The 22,745-nt window shown below is 63.9% G+C and carries 22 protein-coding genes, 1 tRNA gene and 3 pseudogenes; 10 read left to right on the forward strand and 16 right to left on the reverse strand.

The window, feature by feature from the left end:
* Positions 1–147: 147 nt before the first annotated feature.
* The gene (locus ACLFLU_RS05820) at positions 148–1,944 is read right to left on the reverse strand and encodes an adenylate/guanylate cyclase domain-containing protein (protein WP_426411371.1); all 1,797 of its coding nucleotides are present in this window, start codon (positions 1,942–1,944) and stop codon (positions 148–150) included.
* Between the two features lie 224 nt (positions 1,945–2,168).
* Between ACLFLU_RS05820 and ACLFLU_RS05825 the strand changes: the two genes are divergently transcribed.
* Entirely contained in the window at positions 2,169–2,801 is a 633-nt protein-coding gene (locus tag ACLFLU_RS05825) for a LysE family translocator (RefSeq protein WP_426411372.1), read from the forward strand.
* 26 nt (positions 2,802–2,827) lie between these two features.
* Here the strand turns inward: ACLFLU_RS05825 and ACLFLU_RS05830 are convergent, their stop codons facing one another.
* Positions 2,828–3,580, reverse strand: a complete 753-nt coding sequence (locus ACLFLU_RS05830; RefSeq protein WP_426411373.1) for a sulfite exporter TauE/SafE family protein — start codon at positions 3,578–3,580, stop codon at positions 2,828–2,830.
* A 95-nt stretch (positions 3,581–3,675) separates the two neighbouring features.
* Here ACLFLU_RS05830 and ACLFLU_RS05835 point away from each other — a divergent pair, with 95 nt between their 5' ends.
* Positions 3,676–4,566: a LysR substrate-binding domain-containing protein gene (locus tag ACLFLU_RS05835; RefSeq protein ID WP_426411374.1), complete on the forward strand. Its 891-nt coding sequence runs from the start codon at positions 3,676–3,678 to the stop codon at positions 4,564–4,566.
* Positions 4,567–4,789: 223 nt separating this feature from the next.
* Here the strand turns inward: ACLFLU_RS05835 and ACLFLU_RS05840 are convergent, their stop codons facing one another.
* The 3 genes from ACLFLU_RS05840 to ACLFLU_RS05850 form a co-directional block, all read right to left on the reverse strand.
* A complete protein-coding gene (locus tag ACLFLU_RS05840; RefSeq protein ID WP_426411375.1) occupies positions 4,790–5,791 on the reverse strand; it encodes a Bug family tripartite tricarboxylate transporter substrate binding protein in 1,002 nt (333 codons plus the stop codon).
* A gap of 22 nt (positions 5,792–5,813) precedes the next feature.
* On the reverse strand, positions 5,814–6,596 hold the full coding sequence (gene hisN, locus ACLFLU_RS05845) for a histidinol-phosphatase (protein WP_211406168.1): 783 nt from the start codon (positions 6,594–6,596) through the stop codon (positions 5,814–5,816).
* A gap of 525 nt (positions 6,597–7,121) precedes the next feature.
* Positions 7,122–8,012 (reverse strand): N-formylglutamate amidohydrolase, encoded by an 891-nt coding sequence (locus tag ACLFLU_RS05850; protein ID WP_426411376.1) that lies wholly within the window; start codon positions 8,010–8,012, stop codon positions 7,122–7,124.
* Positions 8,013–8,349: 337 nt separating this feature from the next.
* Between ACLFLU_RS05850 and cpdR the strand changes: the two genes are divergently transcribed.
* The 4 genes from cpdR (at position 8,350) to ACLFLU_RS05870 (ending at position 9,595) form a co-directional block, all read left to right on the forward strand.
* A complete protein-coding gene (gene cpdR, locus ACLFLU_RS05855; RefSeq protein ID WP_007597092.1) occupies positions 8,350–8,709 on the forward strand; it encodes a cell cycle two-component system response regulator CpdR in 360 nt (119 codons plus the stop codon).
* 75 nt (positions 8,710–8,784) lie between these two features.
* Positions 8,785–8,859, forward strand: a tRNA-Val gene (locus tag ACLFLU_RS05860).
* Between the two features lie 344 nt (positions 8,860–9,203).
* Positions 9,204–9,353: an L-2-amino-thiazoline-4-carboxylic acid hydrolase gene (locus ACLFLU_RS05865; RefSeq protein WP_426411377.1), complete on the forward strand. Its 150-nt coding sequence runs from the start codon at positions 9,204–9,206 to the stop codon at positions 9,351–9,353.
* Positions 9,350–9,595 (forward strand): hypothetical protein, encoded by a 246-nt coding sequence (locus ACLFLU_RS05870; RefSeq protein ID WP_426411378.1) that lies wholly within the window; start codon positions 9,350–9,352, stop codon positions 9,593–9,595. The genes ACLFLU_RS05865 and ACLFLU_RS05870 overlap by 4 nt, the downstream gene beginning before the upstream one ends.
* 133 nt (positions 9,596–9,728) lie before the next feature.
* On the opposite strand, the gene ACLFLU_RS05875 is transcribed toward ACLFLU_RS05870, so the two are convergent.
* From ACLFLU_RS05875 to ACLFLU_RS05895, 5 genes are read right to left on the reverse strand one after another with little or no spacing between them, the layout of a single operon-like run.
* Positions 9,729–10,526 (reverse strand): shikimate dehydrogenase family protein, encoded by a 798-nt coding sequence (locus ACLFLU_RS05875; protein WP_426411379.1) that lies wholly within the window; start codon positions 10,524–10,526, stop codon positions 9,729–9,731.
* Between the two features lie 4 nt (positions 10,527–10,530).
* Positions 10,531–11,358, reverse strand: coding sequence for a carbohydrate ABC transporter permease (locus tag ACLFLU_RS05880; RefSeq protein WP_426411380.1), 828 nt, complete (start codon positions 11,356–11,358; stop codon positions 10,531–10,533).
* Entirely contained in the window at positions 11,355–12,230 is an 876-nt protein-coding gene (locus ACLFLU_RS05885; protein WP_426411381.1) for a carbohydrate ABC transporter permease, read from the reverse strand. The genes ACLFLU_RS05880 and ACLFLU_RS05885 overlap by 4 nt, the downstream gene beginning before the upstream one ends.
* A 33-nt stretch (positions 12,231–12,263) precedes the next feature.
* Positions 12,264–13,616, reverse strand: coding sequence for an ABC transporter substrate-binding protein (locus ACLFLU_RS05890; RefSeq protein WP_426411382.1), 1,353 nt, complete (start codon positions 13,614–13,616; stop codon positions 12,264–12,266).
* 31 nt (positions 13,617–13,647) lie between these two features.
* Positions 13,648–14,400: a FadR/GntR family transcriptional regulator gene (locus ACLFLU_RS05895; protein WP_426411383.1), complete on the reverse strand. Its 753-nt coding sequence runs from the start codon at positions 14,398–14,400 to the stop codon at positions 13,648–13,650.
* Positions 14,401–14,570: 170 nt separating this feature from the next.
* On the opposite strand from ACLFLU_RS05895, the gene ACLFLU_RS05900 reads away from it, so the two are divergent.
* Entirely contained in the window at positions 14,571–15,998 is a 1,428-nt protein-coding gene (locus ACLFLU_RS05900; RefSeq protein WP_426411384.1) for a sulfatase family protein, read from the forward strand.
* A 228-nt stretch (positions 15,999–16,226) separates the two neighbouring features.
* On the opposite strand, the gene ACLFLU_RS05905 is transcribed toward ACLFLU_RS05900, so the two are convergent.
* Positions 16,227–17,318, reverse strand: coding sequence for an enolase C-terminal domain-like protein (locus tag ACLFLU_RS05905; RefSeq protein ID WP_426411385.1), 1,092 nt, complete (start codon positions 17,316–17,318; stop codon positions 16,227–16,229).
* Positions 17,319–17,519: 201 nt separating this feature from the next.
* On the opposite strand from ACLFLU_RS05905, the pseudogene ACLFLU_RS05910 reads away from it, so the two are divergent.
* Positions 17,520–17,633 (forward strand): annotated as a pseudogene (locus ACLFLU_RS05910) (transposase family protein); the annotation flags it as partial.
* Positions 17,627–17,805: pseudogene (locus tag ACLFLU_RS05915) on the forward strand (ISAs1 family transposase); the annotation flags it as partial. The pseudogenes ACLFLU_RS05910 and ACLFLU_RS05915, both read left to right, overlap by 7 nt.
* 53 nt (positions 17,806–17,858) lie before the next feature.
* On the opposite strand, the gene ACLFLU_RS05920 reads toward ACLFLU_RS05915, so the two are convergent.
* From ACLFLU_RS05920 to ACLFLU_RS05930, 3 genes are all read right to left on the reverse strand, one after another.
* Positions 17,859–19,082 carry an ABC transporter substrate-binding protein gene (locus ACLFLU_RS05920; protein WP_426411386.1) on the reverse strand — a complete coding sequence of 408 codons (1,224 nt, stop codon included), beginning with the start codon at positions 19,080–19,082 and terminating at the stop codon, positions 17,859–17,861.
* 369 nt (positions 19,083–19,451) lie between these two features.
* The gene (locus tag ACLFLU_RS05925; protein WP_426413913.1) at positions 19,452–20,384 is read right to left on the reverse strand and encodes an alpha/beta hydrolase; all 933 of its coding nucleotides are present in this window, start codon (positions 20,382–20,384) and stop codon (positions 19,452–19,454) included.
* A 137-nt stretch (positions 20,385–20,521) separates the two neighbouring features.
* Complete coding sequence (locus ACLFLU_RS05930) at positions 20,522–21,019, reverse strand: hypothetical protein (RefSeq protein WP_426411387.1); 498 nt, start codon at positions 21,017–21,019, stop codon at positions 20,522–20,524.
* 429 nt (positions 21,020–21,448) lie between these two features.
* On the opposite strand from ACLFLU_RS05930, the gene ACLFLU_RS05935 reads away from it, so the two are divergent.
* Positions 21,449–21,589: a hypothetical protein gene (locus ACLFLU_RS05935; protein WP_007597071.1), complete on the forward strand. Its 141-nt coding sequence runs from the start codon at positions 21,449–21,451 to the stop codon at positions 21,587–21,589.
* Here ACLFLU_RS05935 and ACLFLU_RS05940 read toward each other — a convergent pair.
* Positions 21,586–21,735, reverse strand: a pseudogene (locus ACLFLU_RS05940) (ATP-binding protein); the annotation flags it as partial. The gene ACLFLU_RS05935 and the pseudogene ACLFLU_RS05940 overlap by 4 nt on opposite strands.
* A gap of 46 nt (positions 21,736–21,781) precedes the next feature.
* Positions 21,782–22,663 (reverse strand): LysR family transcriptional regulator, encoded by an 882-nt coding sequence (locus ACLFLU_RS05945; protein ID WP_426411388.1) that lies wholly within the window; start codon positions 22,661–22,663, stop codon positions 21,782–21,784.
* Positions 22,664–22,745 lie beyond the last annotated feature (82 nt).

The raw sequence follows: 22,745 nt of genomic DNA on the forward strand, positions 1-22,745 counted from the left end.
CATGCCGATCAAGCGTGGAAAGTTTAACAAACAGACAGTGCGAACGCCGAAGGACAATACTACTTCAGCGTGTGACGAAGTGTGGCTGAATTCACTGTGGTGTCAATAAAGTCGGGCACGATATCGCGGCGCAGTCGCGGTTTGCCCTCAGGACTCGGCGGCCCGTCTGACGTCGCTCTGGACCAGCGTGAGCTTGCTGGCCGGGACGCCCGCCTTCAGGAGCCCGTCGCGGTAATGCGCGATGTCCTCGGGCCGCTTCCAGTGAAAATTCCGCAAATGACGGTCGACATTCAGGGTCGGGTAGTTGCCCATCAGCACGCCTGTCGCCTCGACCGCCTCGCCGGTCCGGCCCAGCTGCGCCAGCGCCGCGGCGCGGATCGCGAGCGCCTGCATATGGTTCGGGTTGACGTAGAGCTGCTCGCGGGCCCACGACAGGGTCGCGTCATATTGCCTCAACAGATAATGGCTGAAGGCGTTCAGCGCCGCCCATTGATAGCGCGGGTCGCTGTTGTCGCGCTGGGCGGCCATCGAAAACAGCTCGATCGCCTGGCGGTGCTCGCCGATGACGAAATGGCAGATGCCGAGCACGCCGCGCGCGCCCATGTCGTAGGGGTTGAGTGCGACCGCGCGCTTGGCGGCGTCCATCGCGGCCTCGTCATGGCCCTCCATCGCGTGCGCCCAGGACAGGATCGAGAATGCGAAGGAGGAGCGCGGGTCGAGCCGAACGCTGGTTTCGGCAAGCCGCATCGCCTCGGCCCACATCTCGCGCGTGCCCTTGACCCAACCGAACTGGATGCTCTGGATCTGGATCGTGGCGAGATAGGCGTGCGCGATCGAGAGTTTTGGATCGAGCGCGATCGCCTCCCGGAACAGGTCGACGGCCGTCCCCAGATCTTCCTTGGTCTGCCGGTAGTAATGCGACAGGCCTTTCAGGAAGCGATCCCAGGCCGTCACGTCGGTGGTGGGGCGCGCGGGCGCGGAGGCCTCGGCGCGGACGATCTCGGTGGCGATGGCCGCGGACAGATTGGTCGTGATCTCGTCCTGCATCGCGAAGAGGTCGCCGATGTCGCGGTCGTAACGGCCGGTCCAGAGCTGTTCGCCAGTCTCCGGCGCGATCAGCTCGGCGGTGACGCGGATCTTGGCGCCGGCGCGCCGCACCGAGCCCTGGATCAGATAGGTGGCGTCGATCTCGCGCGCGATCACGCGCGTGCTCACATTCCTACCCTTGAAGGCGAAGGTCGAGTTGCGGCTCAGCACGCGGTAGAACGATTGCAGCGACAGCGCGTGGATCAGATCCTCGGTCAGGCCGTCGGAGAAATATTCATCCTGGGCGTCGCTGAGATTGGCAAACGGCAGCACGCCGACGATCGCGGTGCGATATTGCTGCGAGAGCGCCGATCCTTCCTTCAGCTCGGGGGCGACTGCGGTCGCGCCGTCGGGCGTCCAGGTCCAGATCCCGACCGGATCCTTGATGTTCTTGAAGCGGTGGTTGCCGCCGTCGACCAGCGGCACGGTGAGATGCTTGCTCGCCTCGCGGTAGGCCTTGGCCGAGATCGCGAACCCGCCGGGCCTCGCCACCGATTCCAGGCGGACGGCGATGTTGACATCGTCACCGAACACCTCGTCCTCGTCGGCGATCACGTCACCCATATGGATGCCGAGCCGGAACTGCATGGTGCGTTCGGCCGGCAGATGGTGATTGCGCTCCGCCATCAGCACCTGCATCGCGATCGCGGCCTCGGCGGCGCCGACGATGGAGGGGAATTCCAGCAGGAAGCCGTCGCCGGTGTTTTTGACGACACGGCCGCCGTGATTGAGGATGATCGGATGGATCGCGCTGCGATGGGCCTTGAAGGCGGCGTGGGTGCCGGCCTCGTCACTGCCCATCATCCGCGAATAACCGGCGACATCGGCGCAGACGATGGCGGCCAGACGTCTTTCCATATCCTCGGAGCTCCAAGGGAGAGGGGACAGCCACCGCGTGGCAGGCGCCTCGAATCCCGCATTTCAAAACCCTGCCTTTATAAAGCAGATGAGGCCGAGCGAAAGTGTGAACCGCATTGCAGATTCGAGGTAAATTCTACGCAATGGCGGTAGTGGACGGCGGCGGCCGAACCAATTATGGGCAGCGTCTTGAGACGGACGGTCGCGGTGGCGGAGCACCTCATATGCTGGGCATTCACGAAATCTGGCTCTTCGTCCTCTCGGGTGTGCTGCTCAACATCACGCCGGGGCCGGATTCGGTCTATGTGATCGGCCGCAGCATGCAGATGGGCTGGCGCGGCGGGGTGGCGGCGGCCTTCGGCATCAGTTGCGGCTGCTTTTTCCATGTTGCGGGCGCCGCGATCGGCCTTTCGGCGCTTTTGATGGCCTCGTCCACCGCGTTCTCGATCCTGAAGCTGGTCGGCGCGGCCTATCTCGTCCTGACCGGCCTTCAGATGCTGTGGTCGCGACCTTCGTTGGTGGCGGTAAAGGAGGAGGCGGAGCGGAACTCGCTGCGGCGGGTCTTCCTCCAGGGCGTCTTCACCAACGCGCTCAATCCCAAGGTCGCGCTGTTCTTCCTGGCCTTCCTGCCTCAATTCGTCGCAGCCGATGCGCCGCATAAGCCGCTCGCCTTCCTGACTCTCGGCCTGATCTTCATCTGCACGGGGACGCTGTGGTGCCTGGTGCTGGCGGCGTTTGCGGCCAAGGCTGCCGGCCGGCTGCGGCAGTCCGAGGGCGTGATAGCCTGGGTCAACCGGACCCTCGGCGGCCTTTTTATCTATCTCGGCATCCGCGTCGCCATGCTTGAGACGCGGTAGGTGATCCGAACGATGACTGGATCACGTCAGATGAATTCCTTCAGCAGCGCGCTGCCGGCCAAATAGACGCCAAGCAAAATCATCGCAACCAGGAACCAGCGGCGAAACGCCTCCGCTGGCATTTTCGCCCGGACCGACTGGCCGATGAACATGCCGGCAAAGGCCATGGCCATGGCGACGGCGCCCGGTGCGGCATTGGCTGGGGTCAGCAGGCCGCCCGCAGTCAGGTTGAAGGCAAGCGCCAGCGTCGCGGTGGTGAAGAACACGCCGAGCGCCTGCACCAGCTCGTCCTTCTCCATGCCGATCGCCTGCATGAACGGCATCGAGGGGATCACCTGCACGCCTGTTGAGGCCGAGATCACGCCGGTGATCACGCCGACCACGCCGCCGACCCATTTCTCGTTCTGCGGTGCGACGTGAAACTTGAAACTGCTGAGGCCGATGATGGCGTAGATCACCAGCAGGATGCCGAGCACCACGGTGCCGTAGCGGGCATAGGGTCCCGTCAGCGCGCCGGCATTGAGCCAGCATCCGACCACGGTGCCGATCATCAGCGGCCACAGCCGCCTCAGGATGTCGCGCAGATGAGGGCCGACGAAAGTCTGCCAGATATTGGTGACGATGGCGGGCACGATCACGATGGCGATCGCGCGGCTGGGCGCCATGTTCACCGCGAGCAGGCCCATGGACACCGTCGGCAGGCCGAGCCCGACGACGCCCTTGACGAAGCCGGCGACCAGGAAGACGGCGGCGATGAGAATGAGAAACGGGTCAATCATACGCCCACATTGACCGAAGCCGCGCCCAGGCACAATCTGGAGGTTACGGAGACAGCCTTCGTTCACGACGAAAGCTAAGTTTGGAGGACGCAACAGTGCGCTTCGATCTCGTCGATCTCCAGCTCTTCATCGCGGTCGCCGACCAGCGCAGCATCACCCGCGGCGCGGAGCGGTCGCACCTGGCGCTGGCGTCGGCCAGCGCGCGGATCAAGGGGCTCGAGGATGCGCTTGGCGTCGCCTTGCTCAAGCGCGGGCGGCGCGGCGTCGAATTGACCGCGGCCGGCGAGAGCCTGCTCGATCATGCCCGGCTCGTGATCCACCAGATCGACGCCATGCGCGGCGATCTCGCCGGCTTTGCCAGCGGGGTGCGCGCCAGCGTGCACTTCCTTGCCAACACCTCGGGCCTGTCGGAGCATCTGCCGAAGGCGCTGGCCGGATTCCTGCGCGAGCATCGCGACGTCGCCATCGACATCGAGGAGCGCGAGAGCACCGACATCGCGGCCGCGATCACCGGGGGGGCTGCCGATCTCGGCTTCGCCGCCGAGCATGCGCTGCCCAATCACGTCGAGCGTTTCGTGTTCAGCGAGGATCGTTTGACGCTGGTGACGTCGAAGCGTGGCCCGTTCGCCGGCCGCCGTCAGATCGATTTCCAGGAGGCGGGCGGTTGCGAGTTCGTCGGCCTGACCAGCGCGACGGCGCTTCAGATGCATATTTCAAAGCACGCCGCCCGGCTCGGCATGCGCCCGCATTTCCGCGCGCGGCTGCGCGACTTCGACGCGATCTGCCAGCTGGTCTCAGCCGATGTCGGCGTCGCGCTGGTGCCGGAATCCGCCGCCCGCCGCTGCGCAAAACTGATGCCGCTCGCCATGGTCCGCCTGCGCGACGCCTGGGCCAACCGCCGCCTCGTGATCTGCGCGCGCAGCTTCAAGGCGCTGCCAAAGCCGGCGAAGATGCTGGTGGAGCATTTGAGGGCGGCGGCAGTGTGAGGAGGGATGTTGATGTGAGCCTACACTGCGGCTGCGCGCACAACTGCGCTCCCTCCCCCCTTGTGGGGGAGGGCGGGGGAGAGGGGTAGCCCAGCAAACGGTGTGTCTGTTCCGAAGAAGAGAGGTCGATGGAGTCCCCGTGTGGGCCCCTCTCCCTAGCCCTCCCCCGCAAGGGGGGAGGGAATGCACCAACCTCGTGGCGGCGCTGAGCGCAAACGGTTGATTACTTCGCTGTCTCTACCCCGGCGTCCTTGATCACCTTCGCCCATTTCGCAGTCTCGTCCGCAATGAATGCGCGAAAATGCTCGGGCTCATCGTCGACCAGCGTCGCGCCCTGCTGGGCGAGCTTGTCCTTCACCGCGGGATCCGCCATCGCCTTGGTCGCGAGGTCATGCAGCGCGGTGACGATCTCCCTCGGCGTGCCCTTCGGCGCGACCATGCCGTACCAGTTCTCGATGCGCAGATCAGGAAAGCCCGCTTCCTTCGTGGTCGGCACGTCAGCTGCGGTCGGGGCGCGCTCCACCGAGCCGACCGCAATCGGCTTCAGGGCGCCGGCCTTGACCTGCGGCAGCAGCACCGGGAGATCGAGGAACGTCATCTGCACCTGCTGGCCGAGGAGATCGTTCACGGCAGGCGCGGCGCCGCGATAGGGCACGTGCACGATGTCGATCTTCGCCGTCAGCTTGAACAATTCGCCGGCGAGATGCGGCAGGCTGCCTGGGCCGGAGGAGGCGAAGTTGAGCTTTCCGGGCTGTGCTTTCGCCAGCGCAATCAGCTCGCCGATGTCGTTGGCGGGCACATTGGTTGCCACGACCAGCATTTCCGGCACGGTCGCCACCAGCGTCACCGCGGTCAGGTCACTGAGCGTGTCGTAGGCGACCTTCTCCATGCTCGGGCTGATCGCGAGCGCGCCAGCAGAGGAGATGGCGATGGTGTAGCCGTCGGGCGCGCTCTTGGCGACCGCGTCGGTGCCGAGCACGCCGCCCTGGCCGCCGCGATTGTCGATCAGCACCGGCTGGCCTGCCAGTTCCGACATGCGCTGGCCGATGACGCGGGCGATGATGTCGTTGGGGCCGCCGGCCGGGAACGGCACGATCAGCTTGATCGGTTTTGCCGGAAAATTCTGCGCCTCCGCCACGGACGGCAGCAGCAGAAACAATCCCAAGAATAATCCCAAGAACAATCCGAGGAACGATCTAACGAGAAGCCTGCGTGAGATGGTCATGCAAGCCCCCCGCCGGCGCTTGTTACTGGTTGAGCAGTTTCAGTGCTTCTTCGTGAACCCTGGCGTCGCCGGCCGCGACGATGCGGCCGCCGCCCTGGGCCGGCTTGCCTTCCCAGGTGGTGACGACGCCGCCGGCACCGGTCACGATCGGGATCAGGGCTGCGATATCGTAAGGCTTCAGCTCGGTCTCGACCACGAGATCAACATGGCCGGCCGCCAGCATGCAATACGAATAGCAATCGCCGCCGTAGCGCGAGAGCCGCGCGCCCTGCTCGATCCGGCCGAAAATGGCGCGGTCGCGCTCGTTCATCAACAAGGGAGAGGTGGTGTAGGTCGTCGCCTCCGACAGCGAGGCGCAGCGGCGGACCTGGAGCCGGCGCTCGCCGGAGGGGCCCTTGTAGTTGGCCGAGCCGTTATCGCCGGAGAAGCGCTCGCCGATGAAAGGCTGGTGCATCATGCCGTAGACCGGCGAGCCCTTGTGCAGCAGCGCGATCAGCGTGCCCCAGATCGGAAAGCCGCCGATGAAGGATTTTGTGCCGTCGATGGGATCGAGCACCCAGACATAGTCGGCGTCCTCGCGCTCATTGCCGAATTCCTCGCCGACGATGCCGTGCTGGGGGAAGCTGGCCTTGATCAGCCGCCGCATCACCGCCTCCGCCGCGCGGTCGGCTTCCGTCACCGGATCGAAATCCTTGGTCTTGCTCTTGTCGTCGATCGACAGCGAGGTCCGGAAGAACGGCAGGATGGTTTCGCCGGAGGCGGTGGCAAGCCGTCCGATGAAAGCTGAGAAGTCGATCACCGTCACGGCGCATCCTCAAAACGAAAGTCGGGTGAAGCTTTCATCTGCCTAGCTCAATTCGCCTCTCGCGTGCAGCGCTGTCTTGATTTGCACCCTGGTATTTTGGATGCGGCTACCGTCTGCCCTATTGGAGCCATCCGCTGGCCAAATATCGATCACAGAGTTGAGAGCTTAGTTCCGCATATGCCTTGTTCGTATGCAAATGACTATCAACCCATTGAATTTCCTTATTAAAGAAACTGAATCTAGGTTTCTGTATAAGCAAATGAGCCATGTGTTTTTGCATGGGAAACCGCTCAAAAGCCCTTGCACTTTGTGCGGCGCGGCCGCATATTGTTGCGGTGCGGTAGCGCTCCTTGCGTTACCGCTGCCCTCCTTGGGCGTTTCCTCCCTAGACTTGGGCCGCTTCTTCATCAGAAGCGGCCCTTTTTTCTTTGTCGCCTGTTTTCAGTTTGGTGCGCGTACGCTTGCGAAGCGAAACGCATTTCGCGCCTCTCGCAGAGAGCACGATCGTTCGAGAAAGAGTCGCGTCTATTCCGCCGCGGCCTGGAACGGGCCGAGATCGCCGAACGGGATCGTGGTCGCCAGCACATCGGCGAGAACGCCGAAGTCGCTCGCGACTTGCGCAAAGCGCGGGCTGCGCTCGCGACGGCGCTCGTCCATGTAGATTGCGCGATTGAGCTCGAGCTGCACCGCGTGCAGACCGCTCGCCGGATTGCCATAATGCTCGGTGATGAAGCCGCCGGCATAGGGCTTGTTGCGGCCGATCGAATAGCCGAGCCCCGTCATGGTTTCCTCGACGCGGTCGGGCAGTAGCGGCGTGCAGCTGGTGCCGTAGCGGTCGCCGATCACGATGTCGGGCCGGCGCGGCTCGTCGCGGGACACCCCGACCGACGGCATCGAATGGCAGTCGACCAGCACCACGGTGCCGAACATCTGGTGCACCTTGTTGATCAGCCGGCGCAGCGCGCGATGATAGGGCTTGTACAGCGTCTCGATCCGCGCGAGCGCGTCGTCGACCAGGATGCGGTCACGATAGATTTCCTGGCCGTCGCCGACCACGCGCGGAATGGTCCCGAGCCCGCCTGCGACCCGCATCGAACGCGTGTTGGCAAAGCTCGGCAGCCGTCCGCTGAACATGCGCGGATCGAGCTCATAGGGCTCGCGATTGACGTCGACATAGGAGCGGGGAAAGTTCACCCGCACGGTCGGAAAGCCGCGATCGCTCAAATGGCCGGTCAACTCGTCCATGAAGGAATCTTCGGACCGCCGAAGTTGCGGCAGGTCGATCCGCGATGCGGCGAGGAATTCGGCCGGATAGGTCGAGCCGGAATGGGGCGAGTTGAAGATAACGGGTGCGCGCCACTCGGCGGGCTCCATGATCTCGAAAGCTGGCGACACCTCGCCGTCAAACCGGGTCATCTTCTCAGGCTTCGTCCCTTCACGCCGCACGATCCGGCCAAAATCCACTAAGCCCCAGATCGAGTGATTCGGCCGGTCGAGCGGCTCTTATGTGTCGTCATTGTCCGGAATCGCAACCATTCTGCCAAGCGAAAAGATGTGACCAGCGCTGGAACATGTCTTAACCGTGCGGGCAGTGCGGCGGGGATGGGCAGACGCGACTCGATTGATTCGCAGCCCATTCGGGTTCACAAGGGGCGGCGCCGGTCGGGCCCATGGTAAAGATTTTCACCCGAAATTTACCCTCTGTCGGGCTTAGTGACCTCTGCATATCCTTTGGGGATTCGACGTTCCTGCCATGCCAAAAATCCTGCTCGCCGAAGACGACAACGACATGCGCCGTTTCCTGGTCAAGGCGCTGGAAAACGCCGGTTTTCAGGTCTCGTCCCATGACAACGGCATGGCCGCCTATCAGCGGTTGCGGGAAGAGCCGTTCGAGATGCTCCTGACCGACATCGTGATGCCGGAGATGGACGGTATCGAGCTGGCCCGCCGCGCCTCGGAACTCGACCCCGACATCAAGATCATGTTCATCACCGGCTTCGCCGCGGTCGCCCTGAACTCGGATTCGGACGCCCCCAAGAACGCCAAGGTGCTGTCGAAACCCGTTCACCTGCGCGAATTGGTGAGCGAAGTGAACAAGATGCTGGCGGCCTAAATTGGCCCCCTTCCGTCCTTGCACCGGCTCCCCCGAGCCGTTATAGGGACCCCACCCGACGTAAGTGGACTATTAGGGCACGTAGCTCAGCGGGAGAGCACTACCTTGACATGGTAGGGGTCACAGGTTCGATCCCTGTCGTGCCCACCATCCTTCGCTCGCGATAGCAGAGAGAAGGATGCCGCGCCGAAGCCCAAAGGGGCGCAGGCGGGCTGCCGCCGCGAGCTTCGGTTCGGCAAGCGATGATCCACTAATCTCGATGCGAAGCGTGTCCGGCGTAGCTCGAAGAGCGTAGACGGACTGGAGCATCTTGCTCCGCCTCCCTGGAGCAGTGGGTAGCCCGGATGGAGCGAAGCGCAAGACCTACGCGCGCGACGATGCGCTTTCCTATGACGTGATCGAGCAGACGCAGGATACATTCGCTTTCGATGTGAAGCGGTGCGCCTATTGCCGGGTTCTACAAGGCGCTGGGCGAGCCGGGGCTCGGCTTTCTCATGATCAGCGCCGCCGACTTTGCGACTGCCGAAGGGTTCGGCCCCGACATCAGGTTCACGCGGACGCAGACCATCATGCAAGGCGCCGATCATTGCAACTTCCGCTACCGTCGCGTCGCAGACGGATCCAAGGGAAGGGAAAGTGAATGATGCGAACGATTTGTTTGGCCGTGGCGGCTCTGGCGCTGATGGCATCGAGCGCCCATGCGGCGATCATCGACTGGCAGGCAGAGCTACAGCGCTGTCGCGCAGTGCGCGAGAGCGTGGCGCCGCTGCTTCAGGCCGGCGAGGGGATCTCCGCGGTCGGGCGCTCCAATCGGTCCGTCCGCCGCTGCATCTGGATCCAGCGCATGGCGGTGCGCAAGAAGATCCCCGGCGCGGAGGTGTGGTAGCGAGGACAGTCAGTCGCGTTGCCACTCCACATTCCGTCATTGCGAGCGTAGCGAAGCAATCCAGAGTCCCTCTGCGGACGCAGTCTGGATTGCTTCGTCGCAAGAGCTCCTCGCAATGACGACGCAATAGAACTCAGGACGACGGAACACCTCGCCAGAACGCCGTCTGCAGCGGCAGCTGCTGCCGGATCATCGCGACACCATCGACGACCTTCAGCCCGCGCGCGGCGCAAGCCTCCATGAATTCGGTGTGCCGGGCCGCGATGATGTCGAACACCGCGCAGTCTTTCGGCAGCTTGGCCGGGTCCATCGGCAGTGCGTCGCTCGCTTGCAGGCCGAGCGAAGTCGCATTCACGCAGAGACCGGCATCATCGAAGCGCGCCTCGAGGTCGATGTCGAGATCAGGGAATTGCCCACGCAGCTTTGCCGCGAGCGCCTCGACCGGACCGGCCACCTCGTTGAGGATGCGCAGGCGCTTCAATCCGCCTGCCGCCAGCGCATGGCAGATCGCGCGGCCGGCGCCGCCCGCGCCGATCACCACGGCGCGGCGGCGGGAATCGAAAATGCCGGCTTCGCGTGCAGCGTTCAGGAAGCCGCCGCCGTCGAAGGATTCGCCGACGAGCTTTCCGCCCGTCTCGATGCGAATCGTGTTGACCACGCCTTCGAACCTGGCGGCAGCTCCGACCTCTTCGCAGAGCTCGAACGCGGCCGGCTTGTGCGGCATGGTCAGGTTGAAGCCGGCGGTGCTCGGCGATTTCGCCAATGCACGGATCGTCTCCGCAAGATGCTTCGGCGCCACGTCCATCGCCACCATGTGCCAGTCGAGGCCCTGCTCTTCGAAATAGGGCGTGTAGTAACGCGGCGCGGCGACGTGGCCTGCCGGGTGGGCAAAGATGAAGACGGTGCGCGAGGCGCCGGTCGGAAATTTCATGATGTCAGCCTTTGACGGCGCCGGCCGTGAGCCCGGAGACGAGATAGCGGCGTACCGCGAGCGAGAAGATCAGCACCGGCGCCATCACCAGCGAGCCGCCGGCGGCGATCTTGCCCCATTCCCAGCCTTCGTAGTTCATGAAATTGACCACGGCAACCGGCGCAGTGCGCGCATTGGTGCGGGTCAGGATCAGCGCGAAGAAGAAGTCGTTCCAGGCATAGAGGAAGCACAGGATCGCGGTCGCGGCGATGCCGGGCGTCACCATCGGCAGCACGATCTTGGTGAACACCGTGCGCGTCCGCGCGCCGTCGACCAGCGCCGCTTCCTCCAGCGAGACCGGAATCGTGTCGAAGAACGGCTGCATCATCCAGATCACCAGCGGCAGGTTGAAGCTGGTGTAGACCAGCACCAGGCCGGTGATGGTGTCGAGCAGCCCGATCCAGCGGTAGAACAGGAAGAAGGGAATCGTGAACGCGATCGGCGGCGCCATGCGCGTCACCAGGATCGCAAAGGAGAGCGCATGCTTGCCGCGCCCGGCCCAGCGCGACAGCGCGTAGGCCGCAGGCACGCCGAACAGCAGCGCCAGTGCGGTCGAGAGCGAGGCGCTCAACAGGCTGTTGACGAAGGACGCCGAGAACGCGCTGTGCCAGAGCGAGACGTAATTCTCCAGCGTCGGCGTGAAGATCAGCGGCGGCGGGAATTGCAGGATCTGGTCGTTGGACTTGAAGCTCATCTGCAACAGCCAGAGGAACGGCGACAGCAGGATCAGCAGTGTGACCGTGATCGCGACCAGCCGTCCCGGCGTAGCCTTGCGCAGGGACGATTCGCTCATGCCAGTGCCTCCTTGCGCCGGCCCATCCAGACCAACCCTAAGCTGATGCCGCAGACCAGAAGCAGCATCACCACGGTGACCGCGCTGGAATAGCCGATCTCGTTGGTGTCGAAGGCGAGGAGGTAGGCGTAGTAGTTCGTGACCTCGGTGAGCGTGCCGGGGCCGCCGCCGGTCAACAGGAAGATCAGCGGGAACGCCTTCACGCTGTCGATCAGGCGGAACATGCCTGAAATGACCAGGATCGGCGTGATGAAAGGCAGCGTCACGTACCAGAAGATCTGCAGCTTGTTGGCGCCGTCAACGAGGGCCGCTTCCGAATATTCGTCGGGAATGGTCTGAAGCGCTGCCAGCACCATCAGGAAGGTGAAGGGCAGCCATTCCCAGGTGTCGGCGATGACGATCGAGGTGAGCGCGAAATCGACGCTGGAGGTCAGCGCCGGCAGGGTTATGTGCAGCGCTTGCGCTGCGTAATAGAGCGGGCTGATGTCGGGCGCGTAGATCAGCTTCCAGATCACCGCGACCACGATCGGCGGCAGCACCATCGGGATCAGGAAGAAGGTGCGCGCGAATTCGACGAAGCGCGACGGCACGTTCAGCAGCAGCGCGAGCAGCATGCCGAGTAGCACCTGGAACAGCACGCTCGCGACCGACAGCTTGGCCTGCACGGCCAGCGAGTTGACGAAGCGGGGATCGCCCGGCAACAGGCGATAGTTGCGGAGCGGCTCGCTGAAATCGGTGGCCGAGCCCGGCGTCGTCAGTTGAAACGGCGTCAGGCTGGTCACGACGAGATAGATCGCCGGCAGCACGGCGACCGCGAACAGCACGATCAGGCTCGGTGTGAGCGCGAAGGCGATGAACCTGCGGCGCTCCAAGTCAATTCCGCTCTCGGCCAATTCCGCTCTCGCTCAAAGTTTTGTCCCGGCGCGGCGGAGTGCGGCAATGGCCTGGTCCTGCGCTGCGTTCATGGCGTCCTTGGCGGGCAGCTGGCCGGTGGCGACCTGCTCGAACGCCTTGTTGAGGACGTCGCCGACGATCGGGAACTCCTTCGACGTGCGATAGGCCATGTAGTTCTCGCCCTTGCCAGGCAACTCCAGCACCTCGAGATAGAGCGCGCCGAGATCCTGGCCGTTCACCGTGTTGAGCTTGCGATAGTCGTCGCTGGTGATGATCGAGCGCCGGCAGATCGAGGAGTGGCCGTGCTCCTTCACGAGCTTCATCGAGATCTCGGGGCTGAGCGCCCATTTGATGAATTCCCACGCCGCCTTCTGGTTCTTGGCATTCTTGGGAATGCCGAGGCCCTGGCTGTTCGACGCCGGATAGTCGTGCACGGGACCTGCGGGCGAGCGCACCACGCGCGAGGTGTCCTTCACCTTGCTCTCGTCGGAGAGCAGGATCGGCGTCACCCAGGCGCTGGAGTGGATGAAGATGTTGGAGCGGCCGGTCAGCATCGACTGGCGCGCCTGGTCCTCGGTGTAGGTCAGAACGCCCTTCGGCGCGCTCTTCAGCAGGTTCGCATAGAACTCGACGCCCTGAATCGCCTCGGGCGTATTCAGCGCCGGCATGACGTCGCCGGGCGGGTTCTTGAAAATGTTGCCGCCAAAGCCCTGGATGTAAGGCGGCAGATTCCAGTTATGGAGAAACCACGACACCATGCCGTTGACACCGTCGGTGCCGTTGATCTCGGCGCAGACCTGCTGAAGTTCGGCGAAGGTCTTTGGGATCTTCAGCCCCTTCTTCTCCATCAGGTCCATGCGCGACAGACCCATCAGCATCGCGCCGCCCTCCCAGGAATAGCCGTAAGTGGCGCCCTTGGCGTCGCGATAGGGCACCTGCGCACCGTCGACGAAATCCCTAGGATTCCACTCGGCCGGCGTCAGATTGGCATCGCCCGTGAATTCGTCGAGATTGGCGAGCAGGCCTGCCGTGATCCAGCGGGTCGCGAGCGTGAAAGTGACGTTGACGAAGTCGTAGGCCGAGCCGCCCGAGGACAGTTCGAGATTGGCCTGCTGGTTGTAGACCGGCAGCGCCGAGAGCTGGAGGTCGACCTTCATGCCGGTCTTTTCCTCGAACTCGGGGATGTACTTTTGCAGCAACGTGAAGAAGCGGTGCTGGAACGAGGCGCCGTGCAGCGTCACGCCGGCGAACGGCTTTGTCTGGGCGATCAGCGGCGCCGGGAATGCCGCAAGCGCCGCGCCTGCAGCGCTTGCTTTCAGCAGTTTGCGACGGGTGATCGAGCTCACGCGCGATTCATTCTTCATGACGTCCTCCCTCAATACTATTTTTGTCGGTTCAACGCGCCCGCTTGGTACGGATGGTCTCGTCCTCGGCTTTCTTCTTCTGACGCGCCATGGCGGTGACAATGTTCTGTTCGGTGAGATCCATCAGCTTGTGCATGGCCTGGCGCGCGCCGTCGGCATTGCGCGCCCAGATCTCGTCGAGCACGGCGCGGTGATAGGACAAGCTCTTGCGCGGCGCGCCGGGATTTGTGCTCGACAGGTCGAACGACATCCGCAAGGCGGCTGCGACCGTCGCACCGAAGGCGATCAGGAAATCGTTGCCGGTGGCGATGAGAATGCCGCGGTGGAATTGCAGGTCCGGCTCGGCATAGGCGACGCGGTCCATGCCGGCCGCATCCATGCCGCGATAGGCGCGCTCGATCCTGGCAAAATCCTCGTCCGTGCCGCGCACCGCGCAGATGGCGCAGGCCTCCGGCTCGACGATGCGGCGGACCTCCAGGATCTGCTTGGCGAATTCCTGCGTCGGCAGCGCCGCAAGCGTCCAGTTCAGCAGCTCCTCGTCGAGCATGTTCCAGTCGAAGCGCGCCCGCACATGGGTGCCGGCCTTCTGCTTCGAGGCAAGCAGCCCTTTCGCTTTCAGCAGCGACAGCGCCTCACGAAGGGAGGCGCGGCTGACATCGAAGCGGGACGCAAGCTCGATCTCGCGCGGCAAGGTCGTGCCCTCGCGCCACACGCCGGTCAGGATCAGCCGCGCCACTTCGCGGGCGATCGATTGCGGGCTGTCCTTGCTAGCCGATTTTGCCACGTTGCCCCCGGTCTGGCGGAATATAATGTCTGATTTATTACGAAGTCAGCAGAGAAATACGCATTAATGGCGCCTTTGCCTGAGGATAATCAAATCCGATCCGGTTTGACAAGAATTATTATGTCAGACATATTTTCTCTTCAGTCAACGCCGCGTAGGACAAAGCAATCGTGACAAAGCCCCACATCATCCTGGTCATGACCGACCAGCAGCGCTTCGACACGATCGCGGCGACGGGCCACCCCTACATGAAGACGCCGAATCTCGATCGTCTGGTGCGCGAGGGCGTCTATTTCGACAATTGCTTCATCAACGCGCCGAGCTGCGTACCCTCGCGCGCGGCGCTGTTCTCCGGTCTCTATCCGCATGCCTCGGGCGTGCTGAAGAACGGCCAGCACTGGCAGAAGACGTGGGTCAGCAATCTCGGCGAAGCCGGCTATCACTGCGTCAATGTCGGCAAGATGCACACCATCCCCTATGACGCCAAGGCCGGCTTTCACGAACGTTTCGTGGTCGAGAACAAGGATCGCTTCTTCGAGGGGCGCTGGTTCGCCGACGAGCTCGACAAGGCCTTTGCCGCGCACAAGCTGACAAAGCCATCGCGCGCCGGCTATCGCAGTTTGCCGGATTACGGCGACCGCATGGGCGCCTTCACCTGGGAGATGCCGAAGTCGCTGCATCCGGACATCTTCGTCGCGGAGACCGCGATGTGGTGGCTGGAGACGCGCCCCAGGCCGGAGGCGCTGTTCATGCAGATCGGCCTGCCCGGCCCGCATCCGCCCTATGATCCGTTGCCGGAATATCTCGAGCATTACCTCGCCCGCAACGACCTTCCGGTGCCGCAGCCGACCGAGGCCGAGATCGAGGGCCTGCCGGCCTATCTGAAAGAGAAGCGCCGCCACGACACCGAGGTCGACCACGACGCCGTGTCATGGAAGCTTAAGCCAACGCATGAAGAGATGCGCCGCCTGCGCGCGCACTACTATGCCAACGTCACCATGATCGACGAGCAGGTCGGCCGCCTGCTGACGACGCTGGAGAACAAGGGCTATCTCGACAATTGCGTCGTGATCTTCATGTCGGACCATGGCGACAATCTCGGCGAGCACGGGCTGAGCCAGAAATGGTCGATGTACGAGCCCGTGACGCGCATCCCGCTGCTGTTCTGGTCGCCGAGCCTGTTCTCCGGCCGCCGCCGCATTCGCGAAAAGTGCCAGCTGTTTGATCTTGCGCCCACCATTCTCGATCTCGCCGGCGCCGAGCATCCAAAACCGTTCCAGGCCCGCAGCCTGCTGCTGGCACTGAAAGGCGAGGACTGGACCGGCCGCGACTTCGTGTTCTCCGAGCAGGCCGGCGACGTCGCCATGACGGGAGCCCGGCTGATCACCATGGTGCGCGATGATCGTTGGAAGGTGGTGTTCATCCACGGCGCCGAGGACGGCCAGCTGTTCGATCTCGCGAGCGACCCGCTCGAGCAGCACAATCTCTGGGGCGCGGCCGAGCACGCCGGCGAGATCAACCGCCTCAAGGACGCCTTCATCGACTGGCGCCAGAACAGCCTGCTCGAGACCATGGACCTGAACGCGGCCGCTCGGTAGCTGCGCTCCCTCGCCCCGTTCTTACGGGGAGAGGGTCGGGGTGAGGGGCTGCCTCCGCGATCACGGTGAGAGTTGGATAGGTGGAGAGTCCTCATTCTCCGTCATTGCGAGCGCAGCGAAGCAATCCAGTCTGTTAACGCGGAAAGATCCTGGATTGCTTCGCTGCGCTCGCAACGACGATGTGGATGCATTTCGCCCCCTCTTCGTAAGCGGGGCGAGTGAGTGCGCTCACCCCACCAGATACGTCTTCACCGCCGCCTCATCCCACGCAATCCCGTTGCCGGGCTCCTCGCCCGGCAACGCAAAGCCATCCTTGATCTTCAACCGCGTGGCCAGCACAGCGTCGGCCCAGTCGACATATTCCAGCCAATGCGCGGTCGGCGTCACGCAGAGCAGATGCGCGCTGACTTCCGAGAACAGGTGCGTCGACATCTCGATGCCGGCGGCATGCGCCAGTGACGCTGCGCGCATCCAGCCGGTGACGCCGCCGATGCGTTGGACGTCGGGCATCACGTAGTCGCAGGCCTCGGCGGAGAGCGCGGTCTGCATCGAAAACGCGCTGTCAAAATTCTCGCCGATCTGGACCGGTGTGCGCAGTGCGTCCGCGATCCGGGCGCAGCCCTCATAGTCGTCGTGGCGGATCGGCTCCTCGATCCAGATCAGGCCTTCGTCATCGAGCATCTCGCCGCGGCGGACCGCCTCTGTCACCGTCAGCGCCTGATTGTAGTCGCACATCAGCGTCACCTCGTCGCCGACCGCCTTGCGCACCGCGCGCACGACGGCGAGATCGTCGCGCGCCTCGGGCCGGCCGACGCGGATTTTTGCGGCGTGAAAACCTTCCGCCAGCAGCTTGTGGGCTTCCTCCACCGCGGCGCCCGCGGGCATGATCCCGAGACCTTTCGAGTTGTAAGCCTTCACTGGTTTCGGCGCGCCGCCGAGCAGGCGGGCGAGCGGCAGGCCTTTGCTACGGGCCAGCGCATCCCACGCCGCCATGTCGATGCCGGACTGCGCCAGCCGCTGCAGGCCGGCGAGCCCCAGCAGCGTGAAGCGCTGGGTCAGCTTGCGTTCGATCTCGAACGGCAGCAGTTCGTCGCCGGCGAGCAGCTCTGACATTTCCGTGACCATCGCGGTCAGCGGCTTCAAGGCCGAAGGCGTGATCGAGAACAGATAGGCGTGCCCCACGGCGCCCTGGTCGGTCTCGCAATCGATCAGCACCAGCGGCGCTTTCGCGACCGCGCCGGTTGAGGTCTGGAGCGGCAAATTCATCGGCACGATCACGGGGCGCGCGATGAAGCGCTTGATGCGGATGGTCTCGGTCATGGGATCTCCCGGCGGAGTGAAAGCAGGTTCATGCCCGATCTTAAACATTCGTCATGGAACGAAAAGATGTCACCGCACGGCACGCTACGCTCCCTCCCCCCTTGCGGGCAGGGGAATCGCATGTGAGCGTTCTCTGTAAGGCATTGCGATTTGGACAGAAATCGATTCTGAAGGAGGCTCCTGAATTGGCAGGAGCGGCCGATGGATCGATTCTCGGAGTGCTTCGAAGACCTGCCTGACCCGCGGGCGGACAATGCGCTACATGATCTGACAGAGCTTTTGTTCATTGCGCTGATGGCGACGTTGTGCGGAGCGACGAGGCCCGCAACCGCAAGGACAACGGTCCGGCCAACCTTGCCGTACTCAGAAGACTTGCCCTCAATGTGGCCAGGGCTCACCCCGACACCACCACCTCCTTGCGCCTCAAGCTCAAGCGCGCCGGCTGGAACGATGCCTTTCTTTTTGGCTCCTCGGCCACATGCGATAGCCCTGCCTTGCGGGGGAGAGGGGTGGCTCAGCAAAAAGTGCTCATGAAAGATCTCACCGCGCCGCGCCCTCCGTGAACGCCGTCTCGATCACCGCGCCGAACGGCTGCCAGGAGCGGCCGTCGAACTGGACCAGCCGCATCTGCTTGATCGGCAGATAGCTGTCGGGTGACGTATTCATCCTGATATTGGGCAGCGCGACGGATAGGTGATAATCCCGCAGCGACGCCGCCTGGCGCATGATGTTCTCGCGCGACAGGTCGTCGCCGCATTGCCTCAGCACCTTGGTCAGCGCTTCTGCCGCAGCGTAGCCGTAGAGCGCCGCGCTGTTGTTGGTGCTTTCGACCCGATGATACTTGTCCATGAAGGCGAACCAGTCCTTCATCGAGGGATCGTCCTTCCATGCGGGATCGCTCGGATCCTTCAGGAACGCCGCCGAGATCACGCCGGCCGAATTCTCCAGGCCCGCGGGCGCCATCGCATTGGCGATCGAGGCGGAGGCGTCGTTGACGATGACGACCGGATGCCAATTCAGCGACGCCGCCAGCTGGATCACCTTGGCCGCTGTCGACGGCACGCCGAGAAAGACGAAGATGTCGGCGCCCGCGCGCTTGAGGATCGAGACGTGCCCTTCGAGATGCTCATCGTCGATGTCGAAGGCGACGTCGACGAGGATCTGACGGTTCAGATCGCCAAGACCTTCCTGGATGCCCTTGTAGAGCATGCGGCCGAACTGGTCGTTCTGCCAGAGCACCACGATCTTCTTCCTGGGATAATAGGCCTGGATGTAATTGGCGTAGATGCGCCCTTCCGAGCGGAACGGCGGCTGCCAGCCCATGGTCCAGGGAAACGCCTTGGCCTGGCTCAGCTCCTCGTCGCCGGAGGCAACGAACAGCTGCGGGATTTTCTTCTCGTTCAGGTACCAGCGCGTGGCGAGATTGCCGGGTGTGCCGAACGATCCGAACATCAGATGCACGTCGTCCTTCTCGACGAGATCGCGGGTCAGGTCGAGCGCGGTCGCGGGGTCGGAATTGTCGTCGCGGGTGATGAAGCGGATCTTGCGGCCGTTGATGCCGCCGCGATCGTTGACCATGTCGAAATAAGCGGCCTCCGCCTTGCCGATCGCGCCGAATTCCGAGAGCGGCCCGGAATAGGGCACGATGTTGCCGATGCGGATTTCCGTGTCGGGCGCGGGCTGATCCGAACGCTGCTGCGACATCGCCCCGAGCGAGGCGAGCGCGGCGATCAAAGCAAACAGCAGTCTGCCGGTGACGCGCATGCTCGACACCTTGTCGTTGTTGACCCCCAACGAAGTCGGCTCGTTTCGCACCCAAGCGAGTTGATCTACGTCAAGCGTTTGTCAATCCTGTGGCTGAGGAGGGCGGCTTGGGGCTCAAACGAAAGCGACAAGCGTCCTGACATGCTGTTCCAATTAAGGGCATTAACTCCGTCATCCTGAGGTGCGAAGCGCGCGATGCGGCGCATCGCGGGCGGAGCCTCGAAGGATGAACGGCCACCGCTGCTACCGAACGGACAGAGCCGGGCCGTCGCCCTTCGAGGGCCGCTGAAGGAGCGGCCACCTCAGGGTGACGGGGATAAACTGATCGTAGCGGTCCGGATTCGTAGCCCGCGTGAGCGGAGCGATATGCTACGGCAGCCCGCGCGCCTCCAGCTGATGCACCAGCAGCAGCGTAGGCTCGGCCAGGCTGTCACCCGATCCATCCAGCCCGAACGCCGCCGCGATGCCGTCGCGGCTTCGCAGCACCGTGGTGCGCGGGCAGTGGCCGGCGCCGCAGAGCGTCTTCTTCAGGGTCTCGCCCTGCGCGACCAGGTTCGCCGGATCGTTGGCGGCCCAGGCCAGCACGATCGGTGCGTCGACATTGAGGATGCCGGGAAATACCGAGCGCTTGTCATATTGCGCGGCGTCGGTGCCGAAATACGCCTTCTCGCTGTCGCTGGCGTCCTTGCCGGCGCGGTAGATGCCGGACACCAGCACGACGGCCGCGACATCGGCGCGGTCGGCCTGGAGTTCGGGATGCGCCAGCAGGCTCGCGACATGGAAGGCGCCGGTGCCATAGCCGACCGCGACGATCTCGCGGGCGTCGCCGTTGAACAGGTCGATGTTGCCGTGGATCCAGGACAGCGCCGCTGCGACGTCGGTTGCGCCCATCGGCCAGGTCGCTGCCGGCGCGAGGCGGTAGTTCACGCGCACCCCGATCATGCCGTTGCGCGCGGCAAAGCACATCGCCTCGTCCTGGATGTCGCGGGACAGGTCCGGCGCGCCGCGGTCGCCGGTAAACGTGTCGCCCGCCACGAACAGCAGCACCGGCCGCGGCGTGTCCGTCTTGGTGGTTTCGCTGGTCGCGACGTCGAGCACATTGGCCTCACTGTCGCCATAGCGCAGGCCGCGGGAGAAGGTGACCTGTTCGCACAGGCGCGCGACGCCGCCGGCGGTCGTGTCGCTATCGGTGAGGCCGACCTGGACGAGATCGGGCGGCGCGGTCAGTCGTACCGGCCGCGGGCCATGCGCGGAGGCCGCCGTCACGGTCAGAACAAGCAAAAATGCGAGACAATTCTTCATCATCGTGGGTGCCGGCCTTATGCGCTTCATATTGCTGCGCCGGTTTGGCCTGTCTTTTCAATTCGCCTTATGACGTCGTGTTGTTGGTTCATCTTGCGGCGATTTCACGGCGCCCCTGGTTCGCCATCTCAACAGGTTCAATTTGCCGGCTGGAACGTGCAATCCGCCCCGCTGCCGTCCTTCTGCCTGATGGCATTGGGGTCGATCGTGCAGCTCAGCTTGCTCAGACTCTCGAAATTCGAACCCGCCGCGCCATCGGGCGGAACGCCGGCGAGGGCCTCGGTCGCGAAGACCTCGTTGGCCGTGGATCCGTTCACGGTCTTGACCTTCTTGCCGAACGTGACCTCGCAGTTGCGCAAGGTGATGTCGACATTGCTGGTGCGGCAGACGATCCTGTCCGCGGTCACCACGATCGGCTTCTTGTAGGGGATGTCGGCGTTGGCGGCGAACAGCATCGCCACCGCCTTCTTCTCGGCGCCCGACAGGATCGGCGACAGCGGCGCGATCACCCCCGCCAGCGCCAGCGCCGTGGAGCCCGAGATTTTCGAAGGCGCGGCGCCGGATTCGCCCATGACATGGGAGGCGCCGGCCACGAGCATCGCACCCGCGAGGCAGGCTGAGATCGTGAGTTTCATGGGCGTTTTCCTCGAGGTCACGGCTTCGCGTTCGCGAAGGCGCGCTCAGCCTATGACAGATGGACCGGCTTGGGGAAGGCTCTGGAGGCTGCCGGACGAACTCGGCGTGCATGGTTCGCCCGGCGCGGCAGACCTCGCCCGGTGCGGGGCAGGAGTGTCCGACTTCAGCTGGCCTTCTTCCTGGTGGCCTTCTTCGCTGTCTTCTTGGCCGCCTTCTTCTTCGCTGCCTTCCGGGCGATCAGATACGCCGCGACCTTCTTCGAAGAATGGCCGGCGGCGGCCACAGCGGCCTTCAGCCCGTGCCGGAAAAGTCCCGTCTACTGTGCATGGGGTTGTTTTCGACTTTTTGCTATTCGCGCGTCCGTGATGGAACCTTTTTGCGGCTGATGCGACTTACCTATGACACGGGGAAACACGTGCGAGGCTGTCATGGCAGAGAAGCATACCGCTGATCCGGCAGAGATCATGCGGGCCACTGGTCATCCTGAGCTGGAATATGCCGCCGGCTGGACCATCGCTGGTCTGGTCACCATCGGCACCATCGTCGCCGCCTGGGTGTTTGCGATCTAGGCGGCCGGAAACTGAAGCTCGAAGGCTACGCCCTCCTCAGAGGGCTTGAGCCCGATCGAGCCGCCATGGCTCGCCATTACCGCGCGCGCGATCGCGAGCCCCATCCCGGTGCCGCCGTGATCGCTCCGGGTCGTGAAGAACGCGTCGCCGGGATCGGGCAGCACGTTCAAGGTGTCGCATGTGGTGCGCGGCCTATCTCAACTCCTCGGCCAGGAAGTCGACCAGTGCGCGCACCTTGGTCGAGGGACGCGGACCGGCCGGGAACACCGCATACACGTCGACTGGCACGAGCCTGTAGCTCTTCAACAGCGGCACCAGCGCGCCCGCCTCGATCTCGGGACCAGCCATCACCGGTGACGTCATCGCGATGCCGAGCCCTGCCAGCACGCTCGCGAACACGCCGGAGCCGGAATCGGTGGTGATGCGGCCGCGGACATCGACCGAGGTCTCCGTGCCGTTGCGGGTAAATGACCAGGTGGTGCGGCCAAACAGGCCTGGGCCGAAGATGCAGTCATGCGAGGCGAGGTCGGCCGGTGTCTTCGGCGTGCCGCGCGTCGCAAGATAGGATGGCGCCGCGACGAGAAAGCGCGGCAGGGTCGCAAGCTTCCGTGCGCCAAAGCCGGAGTCGTTGAGCGGGCCAAGCCGAATGGCGACGTCGGTACCTTCCGCGACCAGGTTTTGCCTTTCGTCGGCGACGGACAGCTCCATGCGCAGCAGGGGATGTGCGCCAAGAAATTTCGGCAGGCGCGGAATGACGTTTCGCGTGCCATAGACGATCGGCATCGTGATACGCAACGTCCCGCGCAGCGAGTCGACGCCGCGCGCGGCGTCCTCGGCATCCTCGGCATCGGCCAGCACTTCGCGCGCACGCGTCAGGAATAGCGCGCCGGCGTCGGTGACGGTGATGCGGCGTGTGGTCCGCAGGAGCAGCTTGACACCGAGCCGCGTCTCCAATTCGCCGATGATGCGCGACACCGAGGGCTGCGACAGGCCGAGCTCGCGCGCCGCCTTCGAAAAGCTACCGCTCTCCGCCGCCCGAACGAAAACGGCCAATTCCTGCAATCGGTCACCCATTCGAAATCCAAATAAATGTTCTCCATAACGGCCATATACCCCTTCGTTTCCAAATGATCCAGATAAAGCGGGCCAACAGCAA

The organism is Bradyrhizobium ganzhouense, from assembly GCF_049949285.1.
GTDB classification, from domain to species: Bacteria; Pseudomonadota; Alphaproteobacteria; order Rhizobiales; family Xanthobacteraceae; genus Bradyrhizobium; species Bradyrhizobium ganzhouense.